The following is a 16,690-nucleotide window of genomic DNA, read 5'->3' as shown; positions in this document are numbered from 1 at the left end:
AGCAATTAAGATGTTCTATTATTGTATATAAAAGAATAGCTAAATGGATATTTAATTTGGCTGTGATATTAATCAAACGGGAACTTTAAAATGAAAGTTAACGATATATATTCCAATGCTTTTAATTTTGGATCTTATATTAATACCGGTGTCGATCCCAGAACAGGTCAATATAGCGCAAATATCAATATTATCACGTTGAGACCAAATAATGTCGGTAATATTGAACAGGTACTTAATTTATCATTCTCGCCATTAACAACATTAAATAATGGGTTTGGTATTGGCTGGCGATTTTCATTAACAATGTTAGATGTAAAAACACTTACATTTAGCCGAGCTAATGGAGAACAATTTAAATGTAAGCCATTGCCACCTAATAATAATGATATTAGCTTTAAAGATAAAAAATTAAAAGATTTGCGTGTCTATAAACTCGATAGCAATACCTTTTATGTTTATAACAAAAATGGCATTATAGAAACACTTAAACGAATTGGATCGAGTGACATTGCGAAAACGATTGCACTTGAATTTCCAGATGGTGAAGCATTTGATTTAATTTATAATTCAAGGTTTGCATTATCCGAAATAAAATACCGTGTGACGGGTAAAACTTATCTTAAACTCAATTACTCTGGAAATAATTGTACATCAGTTGAATACCCAGATGATAATAATATCTCTGCGAAAATCGCATTCGATTATCGCAATGATTATCTCATTACTGTGACTGTACCTTATGATGCTTCTGGTCCTATTGATTCTGCCAGATTTAAGATGACCTATCAGACATTAAAAGGAATATTTCCAGTTATTAGCGCTTTTCGTACGCCAACCGGTTATATTGAGCTAGTGAGTTATAAAGAGAATGGGCATAAAGTGACGGACACGGAATCTATTCCTTATGCTTCTGCGCTGACTATTCAACCTGGTAATGGGCAGCCTGCGATCAGCAAATCCTATGAATATAGCTCAGTGCATAATTTCTTGGGCTATTCTTCTGGCCGAACAAGCTTTGATTCCAGTCAAGATAATTTGTATCTGGTTACAGGGAAATATACCTATTCATCCATTGAACGTGTTTTAAACGGTCAAAATGTTATTTCAATAACAGAAAGGGTGTTTGACAAATTTCATTTAATGACCAAAGAAGCAAAAACACAAGATAATAAGAGAATCATAACAGAAATTACTTACAATGAAGATCCGTCAAAAAGCTTTTCCGAACAACCAGAAAATTTACAACAACCCTCTCATGTGTTAACGCGTTACACAGACTTACAAACCAATACTTCACGAGAAGAGAGTGTTAATATTAAAAGCGATGATTGGGGAAATACTCTACTTATTATTGATACCAGTGGGATACAGAAAGAATACGTTTATTATCCGGTGAATGGTGAGGGTAATAATTGTCCTGCTGATCCCTTGGGCTTTTCCCGGTTTTTAAAATCAGTTACGCAAAAAGGATCGCCTGATGCTGCTCAAAGTGTCGCGAATAGGGTGACTCACTACACATATCAAAAACTGCCCACTTTTACCGGCGCTTATGTTAAGGAATATGTCAGTAAAGCCTCAGAGACGATAGACAGTAAAATAGTCAGGACCTTTAACTATGTTAATTCACCGACAAACAAATCTCATGGTTCATTAGCAAAAATAACGTCGGTGATGAATAACCAACAAACGGTTACCACGTTTAAATATGAATATTCAGATAGTGAGATGACCACAAACTCTACGGTGACGGGTTTTGATGGTGCATATATGGAATCGAAAAATGTGACCTCCATTTATACACATCGGCAACTCCGTAAAGTTGATGTAAACCATGTCATTACAGACCAGTCTTATGATCTTTCCGGCCGAATTATAGGACAAATTATTGACCCTGGTACGACAAAAGAAATTAAACGTAGTTATATATATCAATATCCTGGTGGTGACGAAAATGATTTTTGGCCGGTGATGATAGAAATTGATTCTCAAGGCATCAGACGTAAAACCCATTACGATGGAATGGGACGTATTTGTTCGATTGAAGAACAAGATGATGATGGTATTTGGGGCACATCGGGGATTTATCAAGGCACATATCGAAACGTTCTTGCCAGACAATATGATGTTTTGGGGCAATTGGTCAAAGAGATTTCAAATGATTGGTTATGGGATTTATCTGCTAATCCTTTGACTCGCTTGACGACTCCTTTAGTGACAACGAAAACCTATCAATATGATGGTTGGGGAAACCGTTACAGCACTGAATACAGTGATGGTCGGATAGAGCTGGAAATCCATGACCCTATTACGAGGACAATTACTCAAGGGGTCAAAGGGTTGGGAATGTTAAATATTCAGCAAAATAACTTTGAACAGCCTGCTTCAATTAAAGTTGTGTATCCTGATGGTGCGATATATAGCACTCGTACCTATCGTTATGATGGATTTGGTCGTACGGTGACTGAAACAGATACGGAAGGTTACGCTACCCAAATTGAGTACGATCTATTTGATCGTATAGTGAAAAAAACGTTGCCAGACAGAACAATATTAGAATCCGCTTATGCAAGCTTTAGCCATGAAGAATTAATTTCTGCACTGAACGTGAATGGAACACAATTGGGTTCATTAGCTTATGATGGTCTTGGGCGGGTAATCAGCGATATGGTGGGTGGTCGCAAAACGGAATATTTATATGGACCTCAAGGTGACAAACCTATTCAGTCTGTCACGCCTGCGCATAATAAACAAAACATCGATTATCTTTACTCTCTCGGTAGTGTGATGTCCAAATTTACCACAGAGACCAGCCAACAAAACTTTCATTACTATCAGAAAACGGGGGCATTATTATCTGCGACAGAAGGCGTATCCCAGAGCAGTTACAGTTATTTTCCATCGGGTGTATTACAGCACGAATCATTTTCTCGGGATAATAAACCGATTTCATCGGGCGATTACCGTTATACGATGTCTGGTTTGATTCAACGTCATAAAGATAGTTTTGGTCATGATCATGTTTATAGTTACGATGCCCAAGGAAGATTAGTTAAAACAGAACAGAGTTCGCAATACGCTATATTTGAATATGACAATGTTGGACGGCTAATAACAACGACGACAAAAGACACAACGTCATTATCCCAATTAGTCACAAAAATTGAATACGATGCTTTTGATCGAGAGATAAAACGCTCGCTAATTAGTGACTTCTCAATACAAGTCATTACCTTAAGCTATACAAAGAATAATCAAATCAGTCAACGTATCACCTCCGTCGATGGGGTGGTTATGAAAAATGAACGTTATCAATATGATAGTAATCAGCGCTTAAGCCAGTACCAATGCGAGGGAGAACAATCTCCGGTTGATCATACTGGTCGAGTGTTAAATCAGCAAATTTACCATTATGACCAATGGGGTAATATCAAACGGCTTGATAATACATATCGAGATGGTAAAGAAACAGTGGATTATCATTTCAGTCAAGCCGATCCAACCCAACTTATTCGTATTACCAGCGATAAACAGCAAATAGAGTTAAGTTATGATGCCAACGGTAATCTAATACGCGACGAAAAAGGGCAAACGCTCATTTACGATCAGAATAATCGCCTGATACAGGTCAAAAACCGGCTGGGTAATCTGGTGTGCAACTACCAGTATGATGCATTGAACAAATTAACCGCCCAAGTTTTAGCAAATGGTACGGTTAATCGTCAGTATTATGCTTCAGGTAACGTGGCGAATGTTCAATTGGGTGATGAAACCATTACCTGGTTGAACAGCGATAAGCAACGGCTTGGTCATCAGAGTACCAAGAATGGCCAGTCCGTCTATTATCAATATGGCACTGACCATAATAGTACGGTTATAGCCAGTCAGAACGAAAACGAGTTGATGGCTTTATCCTACACACCTTATGGCTTTAGGAGTTTAATTTCTTCATTACCGGGTTTGAATGGAGCGCAGGTCGATCCAGTAACAGGCTGGTATTTCTTAGGTAACGGATATCGTGTTTTCAATCCGGTTCTCATGAGATTTCATAGTCCCGACAGTTGGAGCCCCTTTGGCCGGGGAGGGGTTAATCCCTACACTTATTGCCAGGGCGATCCCATAAATCGGATTGATCTGAACGGTCATCTTAGTGCTGGAGGAATATTAGGCATTGTGCTGGGGGCAATTGGTATCATTGTTGGGATTGTGTCACTGGGGGCTGGCGCCGCAATTAGTGCGGGTCTCATTGCTGCGGGGGGAGCTATGGGGGCGATTGCTTCTACCAGTGCGTTTGCAGTTACTGCGACCGTCATTGGATTAGCTGCTGATTCGATAGGGATTGCGTCAGTAGCATTATCGGAAAAAGATCCGAAAACAGCCGGGATATTAAATTGGATTAGTACCGGGTTTGGGATTTTAAGCTTTGGCATCAGTGCAATAACCTTTACCTCTTCGCTGATAAAATCGGCACGGAGTGGTTCTCAGGTAGCCAGCGCGGGTATTATCGGGTCAGTACCTATTGAATTTGGTGAAATTGCCAGCCGCTCTAGCAGACATTGGGATATCGCTTTATCGGCGGTATCATTTGGGGCAGATGCTCTGTCGCTTTCTACCGGAATAGCAGCTTCTGCCGTTGGAGATAACAATGCTAATGCCGCTAATATCTTGGGATGGATCTCTTTAGGTTTTGGGGCTGTATCAACAACGGCGGGGCTAATTAATCTTGCGCGTACAGCTTATGCAGTGAATCATCAAACTTGGGAACTCAGTTCATCAGCAGGTACTTCTGAGGGAAGTGAAGCCTATACGTTGTCTCGTTTTGCACAATTGGAGCCAGAAGCGATAAATGTTCATCCATCTATTCGAGCCGTTGAAGTGAACCAAGCATTTCGAAATAGTACCGGAAATCTATTTAGTCAATCGTCCATTGAAACCCGTAATGTGTTACGAGGCCGTTTGACAATGTAAAGATTCTGCGGGCTGAATTTTTAAGTCTCATGAAAATAACTATTGGGCGACGTTTGCGTCGCCTTTTATGAGAAGTCGAAGGCACCCATATTTGAATGGGCCTTAATCCTGACATCCTGAGCTGTTGTCTGTGTTTTTTGACACGATCTGCAACCTTATTCATACTTCACCTTCGTGACATGTAACGATGTCTATAATATAACCGGAAAAACGTGACATGCAACACGTTAGTAAAAGTTGTTGGAAATCTTTTTTCAATGTAGGCAGAGATATCGAGCTAAAATTCCAAAAGGTTTTTAAGGTATTAATCTGGCGTATTCTTGTTGTCAGATTTCCTGTTTATTTCCATATGGGAATAATCTTACTGTATATTATTTTAATATTGATATCAGTGCTGATAATAATTTTTCAGCAGGTGAATATTTTGCACTTACCCTAAATAAATTTCGGTATTTTCTTATTTTTTCTAGCAGTGTGATGAATGTGAAGTAATTTTGACCGTGGAATATTAGCGGTAATCCACTTATAGCATTATACTGTAAAAAAGAGATAATAAACAAGGTTGGGGCTATTGAGCCAAGTAAATCAATTAAAAGATGAGGCACAATGATGACTAATATTTATGTAAACAAATATGCTCCAAATGGTATCGTGATGAAATTCCCATTGACACCCGATAGAAAAATAGAGAAGTGGAATGCGGAGAATTTGAATTTTCGCATTTTTACGCCGGGATTTATATGGTTGGATGGCCGAAATACCTCAGAGTTTCGCAACTTATTTTGTTATCCAAATATTTCAAATCTCTATCTTGCATTCACGTTTAACGCGCAGTTTTTCACGCCAAAAAATGCTGTGGCTGAAATGTCAAGAGAGAAACCAACTCAAGATTGGTTTTTCAATAATGGGGAATACGTTGAAAACGGTTTTGATAATTTTGGCATATATTCCGATGATACAGGGGCTGGAGAATACAGCGTAAATTTCATTGATCCATGTTGTTATTTTATAAAAAATGGGGAATTGAGTTATAGTGGTAAGAGCGCTGTCTTTCCAAATCTTGCTCTTCTTGTAAAGAGTAAAGTTAGTTCAAATTTTTTAGCAAATTTAATTTCTACAGATTTTAACGTTATTATTAATTAGCTTCATGCTGTGTAGCTTTGTTGCGTAAATGATGCTGAGGGGGCTGGTGGGTGTTTCAGATATGCTGTGGTTACATGAACTGTTCTCTTTGGCGTCAGATTTATCACCTTGATTGAAACCCTCTCTCGGATGGCAGACTTATGTCAACACACCCAAAAGAGGATTAATTTAATATATTAAATTCATATGCCGGTTTTATTTTCTCTGTAGTAAAACCTTCAAATCTGGAATTACCCATAATTAACGCTGACTTATATATTAATTAATGTTTTTTGTTGAGCAATAATATTATCACACTTTTTAATATCACCGCAAAAAACATATTAATTTTCAATAAATCAGAAAGTGAAGGACATTACCTGATGGATAAAAAACGCCAAATAATAAAAAATTCTGGTCTTCTATTATTTTGCCTCTGGAAGTTTGGCGAGTTTAAACCCTAAAAGTAGAGCTAAAAGGATAAGAATGGCAATAAATAAAACAACACCATACCAACCTAATTGGAGCCAAAATATACCGCCCAAAGTGCCAGCCACACTTGAACCAAAGTAATAACAAAACAGATAAAGGGAAGACGCTTGTGCTTTGGCCCAGCGAGCACGGCGTCCGACCCAACTGCTGGCAACAGCATGTGCAGCAAAGAAACCGAAAGTGAGGACTATCATCCCAATAATAATCATCACCACAGATGATAATAAGGTAATAAGCGTACCGATTAGCATCATAGTTATCATCGCGATCAGCACTTTTCCGAGTCCATATTGGTGGGTTAATGTGCCTACTTTGGATGCGCCGTATGTTCCTGCCAGATAGACAATAGACAACATACCGACAATTGACTGATTGAAATGATAGGGCGAATCCAATAAACGATAACTTATATAATTAAATAGGGTAATAAAGCCGCCCATGAGTAAAAAGGCTTCAGAAAACAGTAATGGCAATCCTTTATCACGAAAATGTAATTTCAGATTGATTAATAAAGACTTAGGTTTGAGAGAACTTGGCCTAAAATGGCGCGATTCAGGTAACATACGCCAAAACATCATTGCCGCAATTAATGCTAATAAACCTAATACGATGACAGAAACCCGCCATGAGAAATAATCGGTGATAACACCTGATATTAATCGCCCGCTCATGCCACCAATAGCATTACCACTAACATAAAGTCCCATTGATAAAGCAATAAAGTTAGGGTGGATTTCCTCACTAAGATAAGTCATTGCAACGGCGGCTACGCCACTGAGAGACAAACCAACCAGAGCGCGTACAACCAAAATTCCATGCCAACTGGTGATAAATGCACTGAGTAAAGTGAAAAGTGCGGCGGCAAATAGCGCTGTTACCATCACATTTTTACGGCCAATAGCATCAGACAGAGGACCGGTGATTAATAAGCCCAATGCCAACATTCCGGTTGAAAGGGATAAAGATAAACTACTGGTAGCAGGAGAAACACCAAAATCATCCGACAGCATGGGTAAGATTGGTTGAACGAAATAGAGTAGGGCAAATGCAGCTAACCCCACGGTGAAGAGTGACAACGTCACTCTAATATACAGAGGATCGTCTTTCTGAATGTGACTTTTCTTATTTTGAACATGTTGGACAAGATGATTACCGGGAGTCAAATTTTTACCGATACTACTACTATTATTACTAGGGCTGGCGCTCACATAATTTCCTTACTTAACTCATTAGCTAGCTTATACTTTTATGAAGATCAAGCATATGAATTGCAAAATATTTTGTCTAATATATTAATCATTAACAATAATATGTATTAGATCTCAAAGGTGATTATGGCTATCGAGTTACGGCATTTACGCTACTTTATTGCAGTGGCAGAGGAATTACATTTTGGTCGTGCGGCAGAACGGCTTAATATTTCACAGCCGCCATTAAGCCAACAGATTCAATCACTTGAAAATAGTATAAATGCGCGGTTGTTAGAACGTAATAACCGGAATGTGAGCTTGACGCCGGCAGGTAACATGTTTCTGAAAGAAGCTTATCTGATCCTGGCTCAGGTTGATGCTGCTGCAACAAAAGCAGCAAGAATGCAAAAAGGGGAATTAGGCGAAATATCTATCGGTTTCACCTCTACGATACCTTTTATGAATAAGGTCACTCTGAGTTTACGGCAATTTCGGGAACGTTACCCGGAAGTCGCTATTCATATGCATCAGATGAATACTAAACAGCAGATTGCGCCATTACTGACGGGACGGATCGACGTTGGTATCATGCGTAATACCCAATTACCCGATAACCTTGAGTATCGGCTATTATTTCGGGAACCTTTTATGCTTGCTGTTTATGATGGACATCCTTTATTGGAATATGCTCCACAGGGAATAAATCTCGAAATGTTGTCGGGCTATCCGATGGTGTTTTTTGAGCGCGAAGTGGGGACTGCTTTGTATGATGAAATCATCACATTACTTGCTCAAGCAGGCGTGACGCCGATGATTTCACAGGAAGCAGGCGAAGCGATGACCATTCTTGGGCTGGTTTCTGCTGGATTAGGTGTCAGTGTTGTGACTGAATCTTTTACCCGCATGAAAGTGGATGGTGTCCAGTATATTCCATTAGCTGATAACCACTCTTATTCTGAGGTCTGGTTGGTAAATCACAAAAACCGGCCAATATCGGCCGCCGCAGACAGGCTGATAAACCTACTTATATCTAATATTTTGAATGGAAAAAATAAGTAGAAATAAGCTAAATTTCGTGCTGAATATCACATATTTATTGAAAGAATCATACTTTTTGCCTAAAACCTCGACATAATCAGCCAACAATTATTTTGAAACGTGAAGTAATTAGAACGTAAAAGGGTAAATAATGGATGGACAACCAGGGCATATTGATCAGATAAAACAGATTAATATTGGTACTGTTTATCGGTTAATTGATCAATATGGTCCAATTTCCCGTATTGAGCTATCCAAAAAAGCTCAACTTGCTCCAGCCAGTATTACTAAAATTGTCCGTGAATTGGTCGATGCACACTTAGTCATGGAAACGGAATTTTTGGATTTAGGATTTAGAGGGCGCCCGGCGACTGGACTGAAGCTTGATTCTGAAAGTTGGCATTTCCTGTGTGTTAGTATTAACTTGGGAAGTTTAATATTGGGACTGCGTGATTTAAGTAGCAAGTTAATTGTTGAAGATGTTTTACCATTACCGGCCAACAAGGAAAAATCCTTTTTAGATAGCATTATTGATGAGATTGATGCATTTTTTGGTCGCTATCAATCTCGTCTTGAGCGTCTGACGGCAATTAGCATGACGGTAAATGCGATTGTTGATCCGACCCAAGGTTTAATCCACAATTTCCCTTATTACCAGGTTCAGGAATTACCAATAGGAGAATATCTGCATCGTCGCACCGGATTACCGGTATTTCTTCAACATGAAATAATTGCCTGGACGATAGCTGAATCACTATATGGCACAGCAAAAAATTGTCAGAATGTTATCCAAATGGTCATTGATGAACATGTTGGTGTTGGCGTGATTATTGCGGGGCAAACATTGCATGCTGGCAACCGTGGTGTCATGGAGGTAGGGCATATTCAGGCTGAACCTGATGGTGAACGCTGTTATTGTGGGAATGTTGGGTGTCTGGAAACGGTTGTAGGTATCAGTCATATTTTATCCAGAGCAAAACGGCAGTTGGCAATGGTACCCGATTCTTTACTAAATGGTGAACCACTGACCGTTGAGTCATTCTGTCAGGCGGTTAATAACGGTGATACTTTGGCAGTAGATATTATTCGTGATATCGGAGTAAAAATTGGGCATATTATCGCAATGATGGTCAATTTATTTAACCCAGAAAAAATTTTGATGGGTTCTCCTCTTAATGCTTCACAACAAGTTTTGTATCCGGTGATTAGTGAATGTATTCAACAACACGCTTTGCCTGCCTATAGTAAACAGATTGAATTGGTTGCAACAAAATTCAATAATTCAGGTACATTATCCACGGTAGCATCAGTTAAAAAAGCTTTATATGATGGTTCATTATTGATCAGTTTAATGAAAGGATAATATACTTGATAGAAGTTCTCTGGTTGTAATATTAACTTTATACCCGTCATCTTTCAAGTTGCCTCTTTGTTGGCTGCACTTACTCACCCCGGTCACATCGTTATCTATGCTCCTGGGGATTCGTTCACTTGCCGCCTCGCTGCAACTCGAAATCTATTAGGTATAAATTTTTTCACTAAATTGGCGTAGCAATTAAACAAAACATTGAGCTAACGCAATCTCCCTTATAGTCGCATCCTCTAGACTTAAGCGCTCATTAACCGGGTTCTATCTGTCATTATGGAAAACAGAATTTATGTTAACGCGCCTATTTGTTACGGGGACAGATACCAACATAGGTAAAACAATTGTTACCCGTGCATTATTACAAGCTTTTAATCGTGATGGAGCAACGGCAGTAGGGTATAAACCTATAGCCACAGAAGGGTATGAAACAGAAGAAGGTATGCGTAATCGAGATGGTGTGATTCTACAAAAATCTTCTCCCGTTCCGCTTAAATATGAAGAAATTAATCCAGTTATCTGGAAAAACAGGTATTATGAAGGTAATCAGGTTGATTTCGAACAGATGAAAAAAGGATTAAATAATCTTAGTAATAAAGCAGATCGCGTTATTATTGAAGGTAACGGTGGCTGGCGTGTATTACTGGATGATGAAACTTTTTATTTTGATTGGGTGATTCGGGAAAAAATCCCTGTCATTTTAGTTGTTGGTATTCAGCCTGGCTGTGTAAATCACTCAATTTTAACCGCGCAGGCAATAATAAATGATGGATTGCAATTAGTAGGATGGGTAGCTAACAGAATTAATCCTGGTTTATCGCACTATACGAAAGTGATGGATAGGTTACGCCGTCATATTAATGCGCCACAGTTAGGTGAAATTCCGTATATTTTACGTCCTGAAGAGAAAGATTTATCCTGCTATCTGGATATTGCTAATACATATAAATATCCTAATTGCGAACTGTAGTCGATTAACAAAAAACCTCACTGGCGAAAAAGTGAGGTTTATCATTACATTAATAAATAGATTTGCTCTCTATTTACCACAAACACTCGTCATTTTTTTAACAAACTTGGGAATACCGTCTATTCCATTATATGCAGATATTTCCATGCATTTTTTGTTAACATTAATGATAAAGAAATCACCTTGAAATAGTGCGCCACTGTCATAGACTCTTGCGCTTCCAAATACATAGGAGGTGTATTCTCTAAGGTAATGTGAATGCCCAACAAAAGCGGCCATAACATTGTACTGTTCAATCAATGATCTAAATCGCTCTTTTTCATCGGAACTGCTGTTATCGATAAAATGGTCATACCCATCGTGAAAGTTTAAAACTACTGCTTTTCCTCTTGTTTGAGCAGATTTGAGATCGCTTTCCAACCAATCAAGGGATTTTGTAATATAAACGGTTGGGCTGATATAGTGGTCCAAATTGACACTATAGGTAGGATAGTTTTGCAATTGAACATAATGAATATCACCGAAATCCCATGAATAAGATAAACTGCCTTTCCATGCTTTATTGTCATAGTCATAGGAGAAATTATTCAATTTTTTACTATAACCACTTATTCTCTCTGCCATATCAAATACAGCGGATCTGGCGCAGGCATTACGACTGAAATCAAAGCCTTCGGGGTAAGTACAATCATTAACATTATTTGCATAATCATGATTTCCTAATCCCATAAATAGCGGGAATTTGATTTTTGATGTATATATCTCCTCAAGGCTTCTTCTGGTGCTAGCGCGTCCAAATTCGGTAAGATCACCATTAACGATGCCAAAAGCAAGATGATTGCGTTCATAAATATTATTGATACTGTTTGCTACTTTTCTATTTAATTCTTCCCACGGTTTTTTGTCGGCATTAGGATCGCCTTGTTCAGGATCTAAACGCCACGGCTGAGGATCTGACATCACGGCAATTTTATAATTGCTGTCTATGCTTTTTTCAGTGAGATAAATATCAATCTGTATGCCTAAAGAAGATGAGCTTTTAACTGTTTTCTCAAGTTTATAATTAGTTGATGCCTCGGAGAGATGGATATTGTGGTTCTGAACACCCCAATATGAAAGGTTCCAGTGAACATTTAGCTTATCTTCACCATTGGGTAAACGATAAATAATTTTGTCCTCGGTGCCACTAAAAATCTTACCTTTTGAGGCAAATGAATCGTGACTATATGCGGATATTGATGACGACGGTCTTTCAATCCAACTTCCCCAAAGTAAGTCTGTTTTTTCAGCTACTAATGAATGTGATGTATTATTATGCAAATAAATTTTTACATATTGCGCATTGCTGTTGCCATTAAAATTCTGGGCTTCTGTTTGATTTCCTGGGACAGCGCTACATCCTGATATGGCTAATGCTATAAAAAACACCACGACAAAGCGAATTTTCTTAGTGATAAGATCACCCATAACGTTTCCTATTTTAAATTTTCAATATGATGATATTCAGAAAATATTTATATTCCAAAACGTTATAATGTTAGATTTAATTATTTAAATTGTCAGTTTTAAAAAAGCTAATGGTTTATACCCTATGGATTTCAAGATGGATCGCGGCGGCAAGGGAGCGAATCCCCGGGAGCATAGGTAACTATGTGACCGGGGTGAGCGAGTGCAGCCAACAAAGAGGCAACTTGAAAGATGACGGGTATATATAGGAAACTATATTAAGGCTATCATTCAGGTCAGCTTATCAAGGGGCATTATTCGTGTGTTGTTCACATAGAGATATACCCAATGGATTTCAAGATGCATCGCGACGGCAAGGGAGCGAATCCCTGGGAGCATAGATAACTATGTGACCGGGGTGAGCGAATGCAGCCAACAAAGAGGTAACTTGAAAGATAACGGGTATAACGTGAAAAGGGGCCGAAGGCGTATAGCCTCGACCTCTATTCATCTCATCATTCATCAACGGTAAAATATTGGCGTAATATTTTCTCTGAACTTTGTGTATCTTCCTTCAGAAAGATAATGCGGGTTTATTTGGAGGTCAGATGAGCTTGAGATTGGCTTCCTTGCCGGGTATACACAATCTTTTTGGCATTATTTTCACAATGCCCAACGATTTTACCACCGGCTTGTTCAATGTGGTCATTAGCAACAATTTCCAATGTAAAGCCAGATTCCGGCACACCATTATTGATAATTTTCTGCGCAATTTGCTCTTTCACGCTTTCGCATGAAGCTTGTGCAGCAAGTGCGAATGGGGATAGGGTAAAGATCAATGCGCTAAATAAAAGCGCTTTCTTCATCTTCATTGTCATCACCTTATATTACGGTCTGATGGGCATACCTGTATTGCTGTCTAAACAACGTTCGGTATTGGGTTCCCAATAAGCATTGATATTGGTACTTTTCATACATGCATCACGAGCATCAATGGCTTTATCGAACTTGTCGAACTCTTTCTCAGCACGTTTATTAACTTTAGTGCGAAGATTCTTTGTTTCATCCCATTGTTCTTTACTTTGGCGGGCGGCTTCTTTATCGAGCACAGAATCTCCGCTGCCATTCACTGTGACGCAGGTACTTCCGGCAGTACAAGTTGCCGCCAATGCCGGCGTTTGCCATAACAATGGTATTGCCAGAGCGATAGCTGGCATTGCTTTTAATATCAAAGAATTACAAATATTCATCTTTTATCCTCTTGAATCCTCTTGAGAGTAGAGTAAGTGGGGCCAATTTAGATAGCACAATAAGAAACTATCAGATAGATAAATTATAAGATAGCATTAAGATGTTCAACAAATTATCAAGAAGAGTGTCATTATTCATTTCTGTGTACACTAAGCCCGGCAAATGACTGGCAAACTGGCATCATTTCTAATGTATTAATGTTGACATGAGCAGGTAAATTAGCGACCCAAAAAACAGCTTCAGTGACATCTTCGGCGGTTAATGCCTGCGTGCCATCGTAGGTTTTATTCACTTTATCATTGTCGCCTTTAAAACGTACTAAAGAAAATTCAGTTCCACTAACTAAACCGGGTTCTATATCAGTGACTCGGATATTTTTTCCCTGCAAATCTGCTCGTAAGCCCAAACTAAACTGTTTGACGAAGGCTTTAGTTGCGCCATAAACATTTCCACCGGAATATGGCCAACTTGCAGCGGTAGAACCGATATTAATAATATGCCCATGATTTCTTTCTACCATTTCAGGCAGTAGAGCACGGGTCATATTGACGAGCCCTTTGACATTGGTATCAATCATTATTTCCCAATCATCCAGATTAGCCAGATGAGCGGGTTCTAATCCAAGCGCTAAACCGGCATTATTGACTAAAATATCGATATGGCGGAGTGATTCTGGTAATTGTTCTACAACCTGATTGATAGCGGCCCGATCAGTGACATCAAGTTGAACAAAGTAAAAGTTATCACCCAGTTCAGCTTTTAATTTTTCTAACCGCTCTTTACGGCGTCCAGTCGCAATAACTTTAGAACCGTTTTGTATGAATTTTCTGGCAATTGATTCACCAAAACCTGAAGTTGCTCCTGTCACAAAAACGATCATACAAAACCCCTTGTTTACTCGTACTGTTTCTGTCATCAGTAAATGGGGTTCTGTATTTTTAGTCAAGAGATGATTGAAAAACTTTCAGTGATTTTCTTTTTATTCTTCAAGAATGATTTCTGGCAGAGGAAGTTGATCATTAATAATTGCATCTGCAATGCGGATTATATCTTCGTCCAATGCACGATCAGTGATCAAAGGAGGACTGATTTCGCGTACTGCATGGTAAAATTTAGCGGTTTCAGGCGCAATTTCACTAATATTGCCGCGAAGATGAATGGCCTGACAAACTACCAGAATTGTCATTGAAACAATATTACGTAATTTCTGCTCCATCTCTAAAACATCTTGAGCAGCATGCAGTCCTAAACTGACAATATCTTGATTGTATTGTTCTGTGGCGAGGGTATGAATACCTGATGCAGAACAATCATGGCGAATTGCAGCAACTAAAGCGGTTTGAGAAAGTTGGACGCCTTTAAAACCTTGATACATGCCGGGTGTCGGACTAAGTGAATTGGGTAATCCACGAGAGAAACGGTTATCCATCATAAGAGCCACAATGGCGTGAAGATGATTGGCAATTAAAGCAATATCCAGTTTTAATGCATCCATTGTTCGGGCGACATATTGCCCCATAAAATTCCCACCGTGTAGAACATCGCCATTTTCTGGATCTATCAATGGATTATCATTAGCTGAGATAACTTCCCGTTCCAATATTTCCCGAGCGGTAGCTAAAGATTCTGGCACTATACCTAATATTTGTGGTGCACAACGAATTGAATAAACTTCCTGTAAGGTATCATTTAGTTGGGTAACTTCTTGATGACGACAAGCTTTATTGGCTTGTTCTTTAATCCCGGATAATAAATTAACTTGAGTTGAACCTGCCAATAAATCACGCAATGCACTTGCCACCGCTTTTTGACCAGGATGATTTTTTACTTGTTGAATTCGGGCATCATAATGTTCATGAGATGCAAGTAATGCTTCAACAGCAAGGGCAATCGCAGAGATTGAGGCTTTAAATAGTTTTTCCAGTTTAATGACGGTAATTGCACTGATACCGGACATTACCCGTGTGCCGTTAATTAGAGCAAGACCTTCTTTTGCTTTTAACGATAATGGTGTCAATCCTGCGCGTTTAATTGCTTCAGCAGCGTCAATTTCTGCGCCCATATAATAAACTTTGCCGATACCACATAATGCGCGTGCAATATAAGATAAAGGGATTAAATCACCGCTTGCACCCACTGAGCCATAGCGAGGAACCAGAGGAACAATGTCATGATTAATATGATCAACAATTGTTTGAGCGACAATTGGTCTGGTTGCAGACCAACCTTTGCAAACAGAAAGTAACATAGTAAATTGTGACGCTTTAATACAAGGTTTGGACATATAGTCGCCAGTGCCAGCAGAAAGAAAAGTTAACAGATTTTTCTGATGCTCTGAGATCTTCTCAAATGGCACAACTAAATTGGCATTCCCTCCAAATCCTGTATTGATTCCATATATAACCTCTCCTGAATTTAATTTTTCCTCTAATTTTTCACGACCATGCGTCAAAAGCTCAGTGATCTCCGTTGATATTCCTACTTTTTTTTGTTTTATCGCAATGTCATAGATATCTTCCAAAGAGATAAGGCCATTTTTATTAATAATAATGGTTGGCTGAACATCTTTAGCTTTCATTTTAATCTCCATATATAAGGATGGTAATAATATTTTGAAGAAACGAACACCCTAAGGATACAAATCAGTATAGATATAAAATATAAAAAATAGTCAGCTTGAAATAAAATTAAAATAAATGGTTCGTAAAAATTAATTTACAAGTTTAATTGAGAAGGCAATTGTAATAATGACAATTAATATATTTGCAATTTGCAATAATTTGTTTTTACCGTTTGATAATAAATGGTTGGTAATATAAATTACGTTGACATAAATTTGAGTTGACC

General features: G+C 38.6%; 12 protein-coding genes. 5 read left to right on the top strand and 7 right to left on the bottom strand.

The window, feature by feature from the left end; translation table 11 throughout:
- The first annotated feature begins 90 nt into the window (after nt 1–90).
- Nucleotides 91–4,968: an RHS repeat-associated core domain-containing protein gene (locus AACQ83_RS01565; RefSeq protein WP_112875975.1), complete on the top strand. Its 4,878-nt coding sequence runs from the start codon at nt 91–93 to the stop codon at nt 4,966–4,968.
- On the opposite strand, the gene AACQ83_RS24500 is transcribed toward AACQ83_RS01565, so the two are convergent.
- On the bottom strand, nt 4,913–5,131 hold the full coding sequence (locus tag AACQ83_RS24500) for an antitoxin MazE-like protein (protein WP_112875974.1): 219 nt from the start codon (nt 5,129–5,131) through the stop codon (nt 4,913–4,915). The genes AACQ83_RS01565 and AACQ83_RS24500 overlap by 56 nt on opposite strands.
- Nucleotides 5,132–5,574: 443 nt before the next feature.
- On the opposite strand from AACQ83_RS24500, the gene AACQ83_RS01560 reads away from it, so the two are divergent.
- The gene (locus AACQ83_RS01560) at nt 5,575–6,111 is read left to right on the top strand and encodes a hypothetical protein (RefSeq protein ID WP_112875972.1); all 537 of its coding nucleotides are present in this window, start codon (nt 5,575–5,577) and stop codon (nt 6,109–6,111) included.
- Between the two features lie 404 nt (nt 6,112–6,515).
- Here AACQ83_RS01560 and AACQ83_RS01555 read toward each other — a convergent pair whose 3' ends face one another.
- Nucleotides 6,516–7,745 carry an MFS transporter gene (locus AACQ83_RS01555; protein WP_240000677.1) on the bottom strand — a complete coding sequence of 410 codons (1,230 nt, stop codon included), beginning with the start codon at nt 7,743–7,745 and terminating at the stop codon, nt 6,516–6,518.
- Nucleotides 7,746–7,916: 171 nt separating this feature from the next.
- On the opposite strand from AACQ83_RS01555, the gene AACQ83_RS01550 reads away from it, so the two are divergent.
- From AACQ83_RS01550 to bioD, 3 genes are all read left to right on the top strand, one after another.
- Nucleotides 7,917–8,831 (top strand): LysR family transcriptional regulator, encoded by a 915-nt coding sequence (locus AACQ83_RS01550; RefSeq protein ID WP_112875970.1) that lies wholly within the window; start codon nt 7,917–7,919, stop codon nt 8,829–8,831.
- A 130-nt stretch (nt 8,832–8,961) separates the two neighbouring features.
- Nucleotides 8,962–10,173: a sugar metabolism global transcriptional regulator Mlc gene (gene mlc, locus AACQ83_RS01545; protein WP_112875969.1), complete on the top strand. Its 1,212-nt coding sequence runs from the start codon at nt 8,962–8,964 to the stop codon at nt 10,171–10,173.
- Between the two features lie 295 nt (nt 10,174–10,468).
- Entirely contained in the window at nt 10,469–11,146 is a 678-nt protein-coding gene (gene bioD / locus AACQ83_RS01540) for a dethiobiotin synthase (RefSeq protein ID WP_112875968.1), read from the top strand.
- A gap of 69 nt (nt 11,147–11,215) precedes the next feature.
- Here the strand turns inward: bioD and AACQ83_RS01535 are convergent, their stop codons facing one another.
- From AACQ83_RS01535 to stlA, 5 genes are all read right to left on the bottom strand, one after another.
- A complete protein-coding gene (locus tag AACQ83_RS01535) occupies nt 11,216–12,613 on the bottom strand; it encodes a metallophosphoesterase (protein WP_112875967.1) in 1,398 nt (465 codons plus the stop codon).
- A 572-nt stretch (nt 12,614–13,185) separates the two neighbouring features.
- On the bottom strand, nt 13,186–13,458 hold the full coding sequence (locus AACQ83_RS01530) for a DUF1161 domain-containing protein (RefSeq protein ID WP_162119937.1): 273 nt from the start codon (nt 13,456–13,458) through the stop codon (nt 13,186–13,188).
- A gap of 21 nt (nt 13,459–13,479) precedes the next feature.
- Entirely contained in the window at nt 13,480–13,842 is a 363-nt protein-coding gene (locus AACQ83_RS01525; RefSeq protein WP_112875965.1) for a DUF1283 family protein, read from the bottom strand.
- A 131-nt stretch (nt 13,843–13,973) separates the two neighbouring features.
- Entirely contained in the window at nt 13,974–14,723 is a 750-nt protein-coding gene (ydfG, locus tag AACQ83_RS01520) for a bifunctional NADP-dependent 3-hydroxy acid dehydrogenase/3-hydroxypropionate dehydrogenase YdfG (RefSeq protein WP_112875964.1), read from the bottom strand.
- A gap of 99 nt (nt 14,724–14,822) precedes the next feature.
- Nucleotides 14,823–16,421 (bottom strand): phenylalanine ammonia-lyase StlA, encoded by a 1,599-nt coding sequence (gene stlA / locus AACQ83_RS01515; protein ID WP_112875963.1) that lies wholly within the window; start codon nt 16,419–16,421, stop codon nt 14,823–14,825.
- Nucleotides 16,422–16,690: the final 269 nt, after the last annotated feature.

Source organism: Photorhabdus sp. S10-54 (assembly GCF_963878145.1).
Taxonomy (GTDB): domain Bacteria; phylum Pseudomonadota; class Gammaproteobacteria; order Enterobacterales; family Enterobacteriaceae; genus Photorhabdus; species Photorhabdus kayaii.
This window is presented reverse-complemented; position numbering and strand designations above follow the sequence as displayed.

What these genes read in the sequence shown, in the direction of transcription:
- mlc (WP_112875969.1), top strand. Translation starts at nt 8,962, where the DNA reads ATGGATGGACAACCAGGGCATATTGATCAGATAAAACAGATTAATATT.
- AACQ83_RS24500 (WP_112875974.1), bottom strand. Translation starts at nt 5,131, where the DNA reads ATGAATAAGGTTGCAGATCGTGTCAAAAAACACAGACAACAGCTCAGG.
- AACQ83_RS01530 (WP_162119937.1), bottom strand. Translation starts at nt 13,458, where the DNA reads ATGAAGAAAGCGCTTTTATTTAGCGCATTGATCTTTACCCTATCCCCA.
- AACQ83_RS01535 (WP_112875967.1), bottom strand. Translation starts at nt 12,613, where the DNA reads ATGGGTGATCTTATCACTAAGAAAATTCGCTTTGTCGTGGTGTTTTTT.
- bioD (WP_112875968.1), top strand. Translation starts at nt 10,469, where the DNA reads ATGTTAACGCGCCTATTTGTTACGGGGACAGATACCAACATAGGTAAA.
- ydfG (WP_112875964.1), bottom strand. Translation starts at nt 14,723, where the DNA reads ATGATCGTTTTTGTGACAGGAGCAACTTCAGGTTTTGGTGAATCAATT.
- AACQ83_RS01565 (WP_112875975.1), top strand. Translation starts at nt 91, where the DNA reads ATGAAAGTTAACGATATATATTCCAATGCTTTTAATTTTGGATCTTAT.
- AACQ83_RS01560 (WP_112875972.1), top strand. Translation starts at nt 5,575, where the DNA reads ATGATGACTAATATTTATGTAAACAAATATGCTCCAAATGGTATCGTG.
- stlA (WP_112875963.1), bottom strand. Translation starts at nt 16,421, where the DNA reads ATGAAAGCTAAAGATGTTCAGCCAACCATTATTATTAATAAAAATGGC.
- AACQ83_RS01525 (WP_112875965.1), bottom strand. Translation starts at nt 13,842, where the DNA reads ATGAATATTTGTAATTCTTTGATATTAAAAGCAATGCCAGCTATCGCT.
- AACQ83_RS01550 (WP_112875970.1), top strand. Translation starts at nt 7,917, where the DNA reads ATGGCTATCGAGTTACGGCATTTACGCTACTTTATTGCAGTGGCAGAG.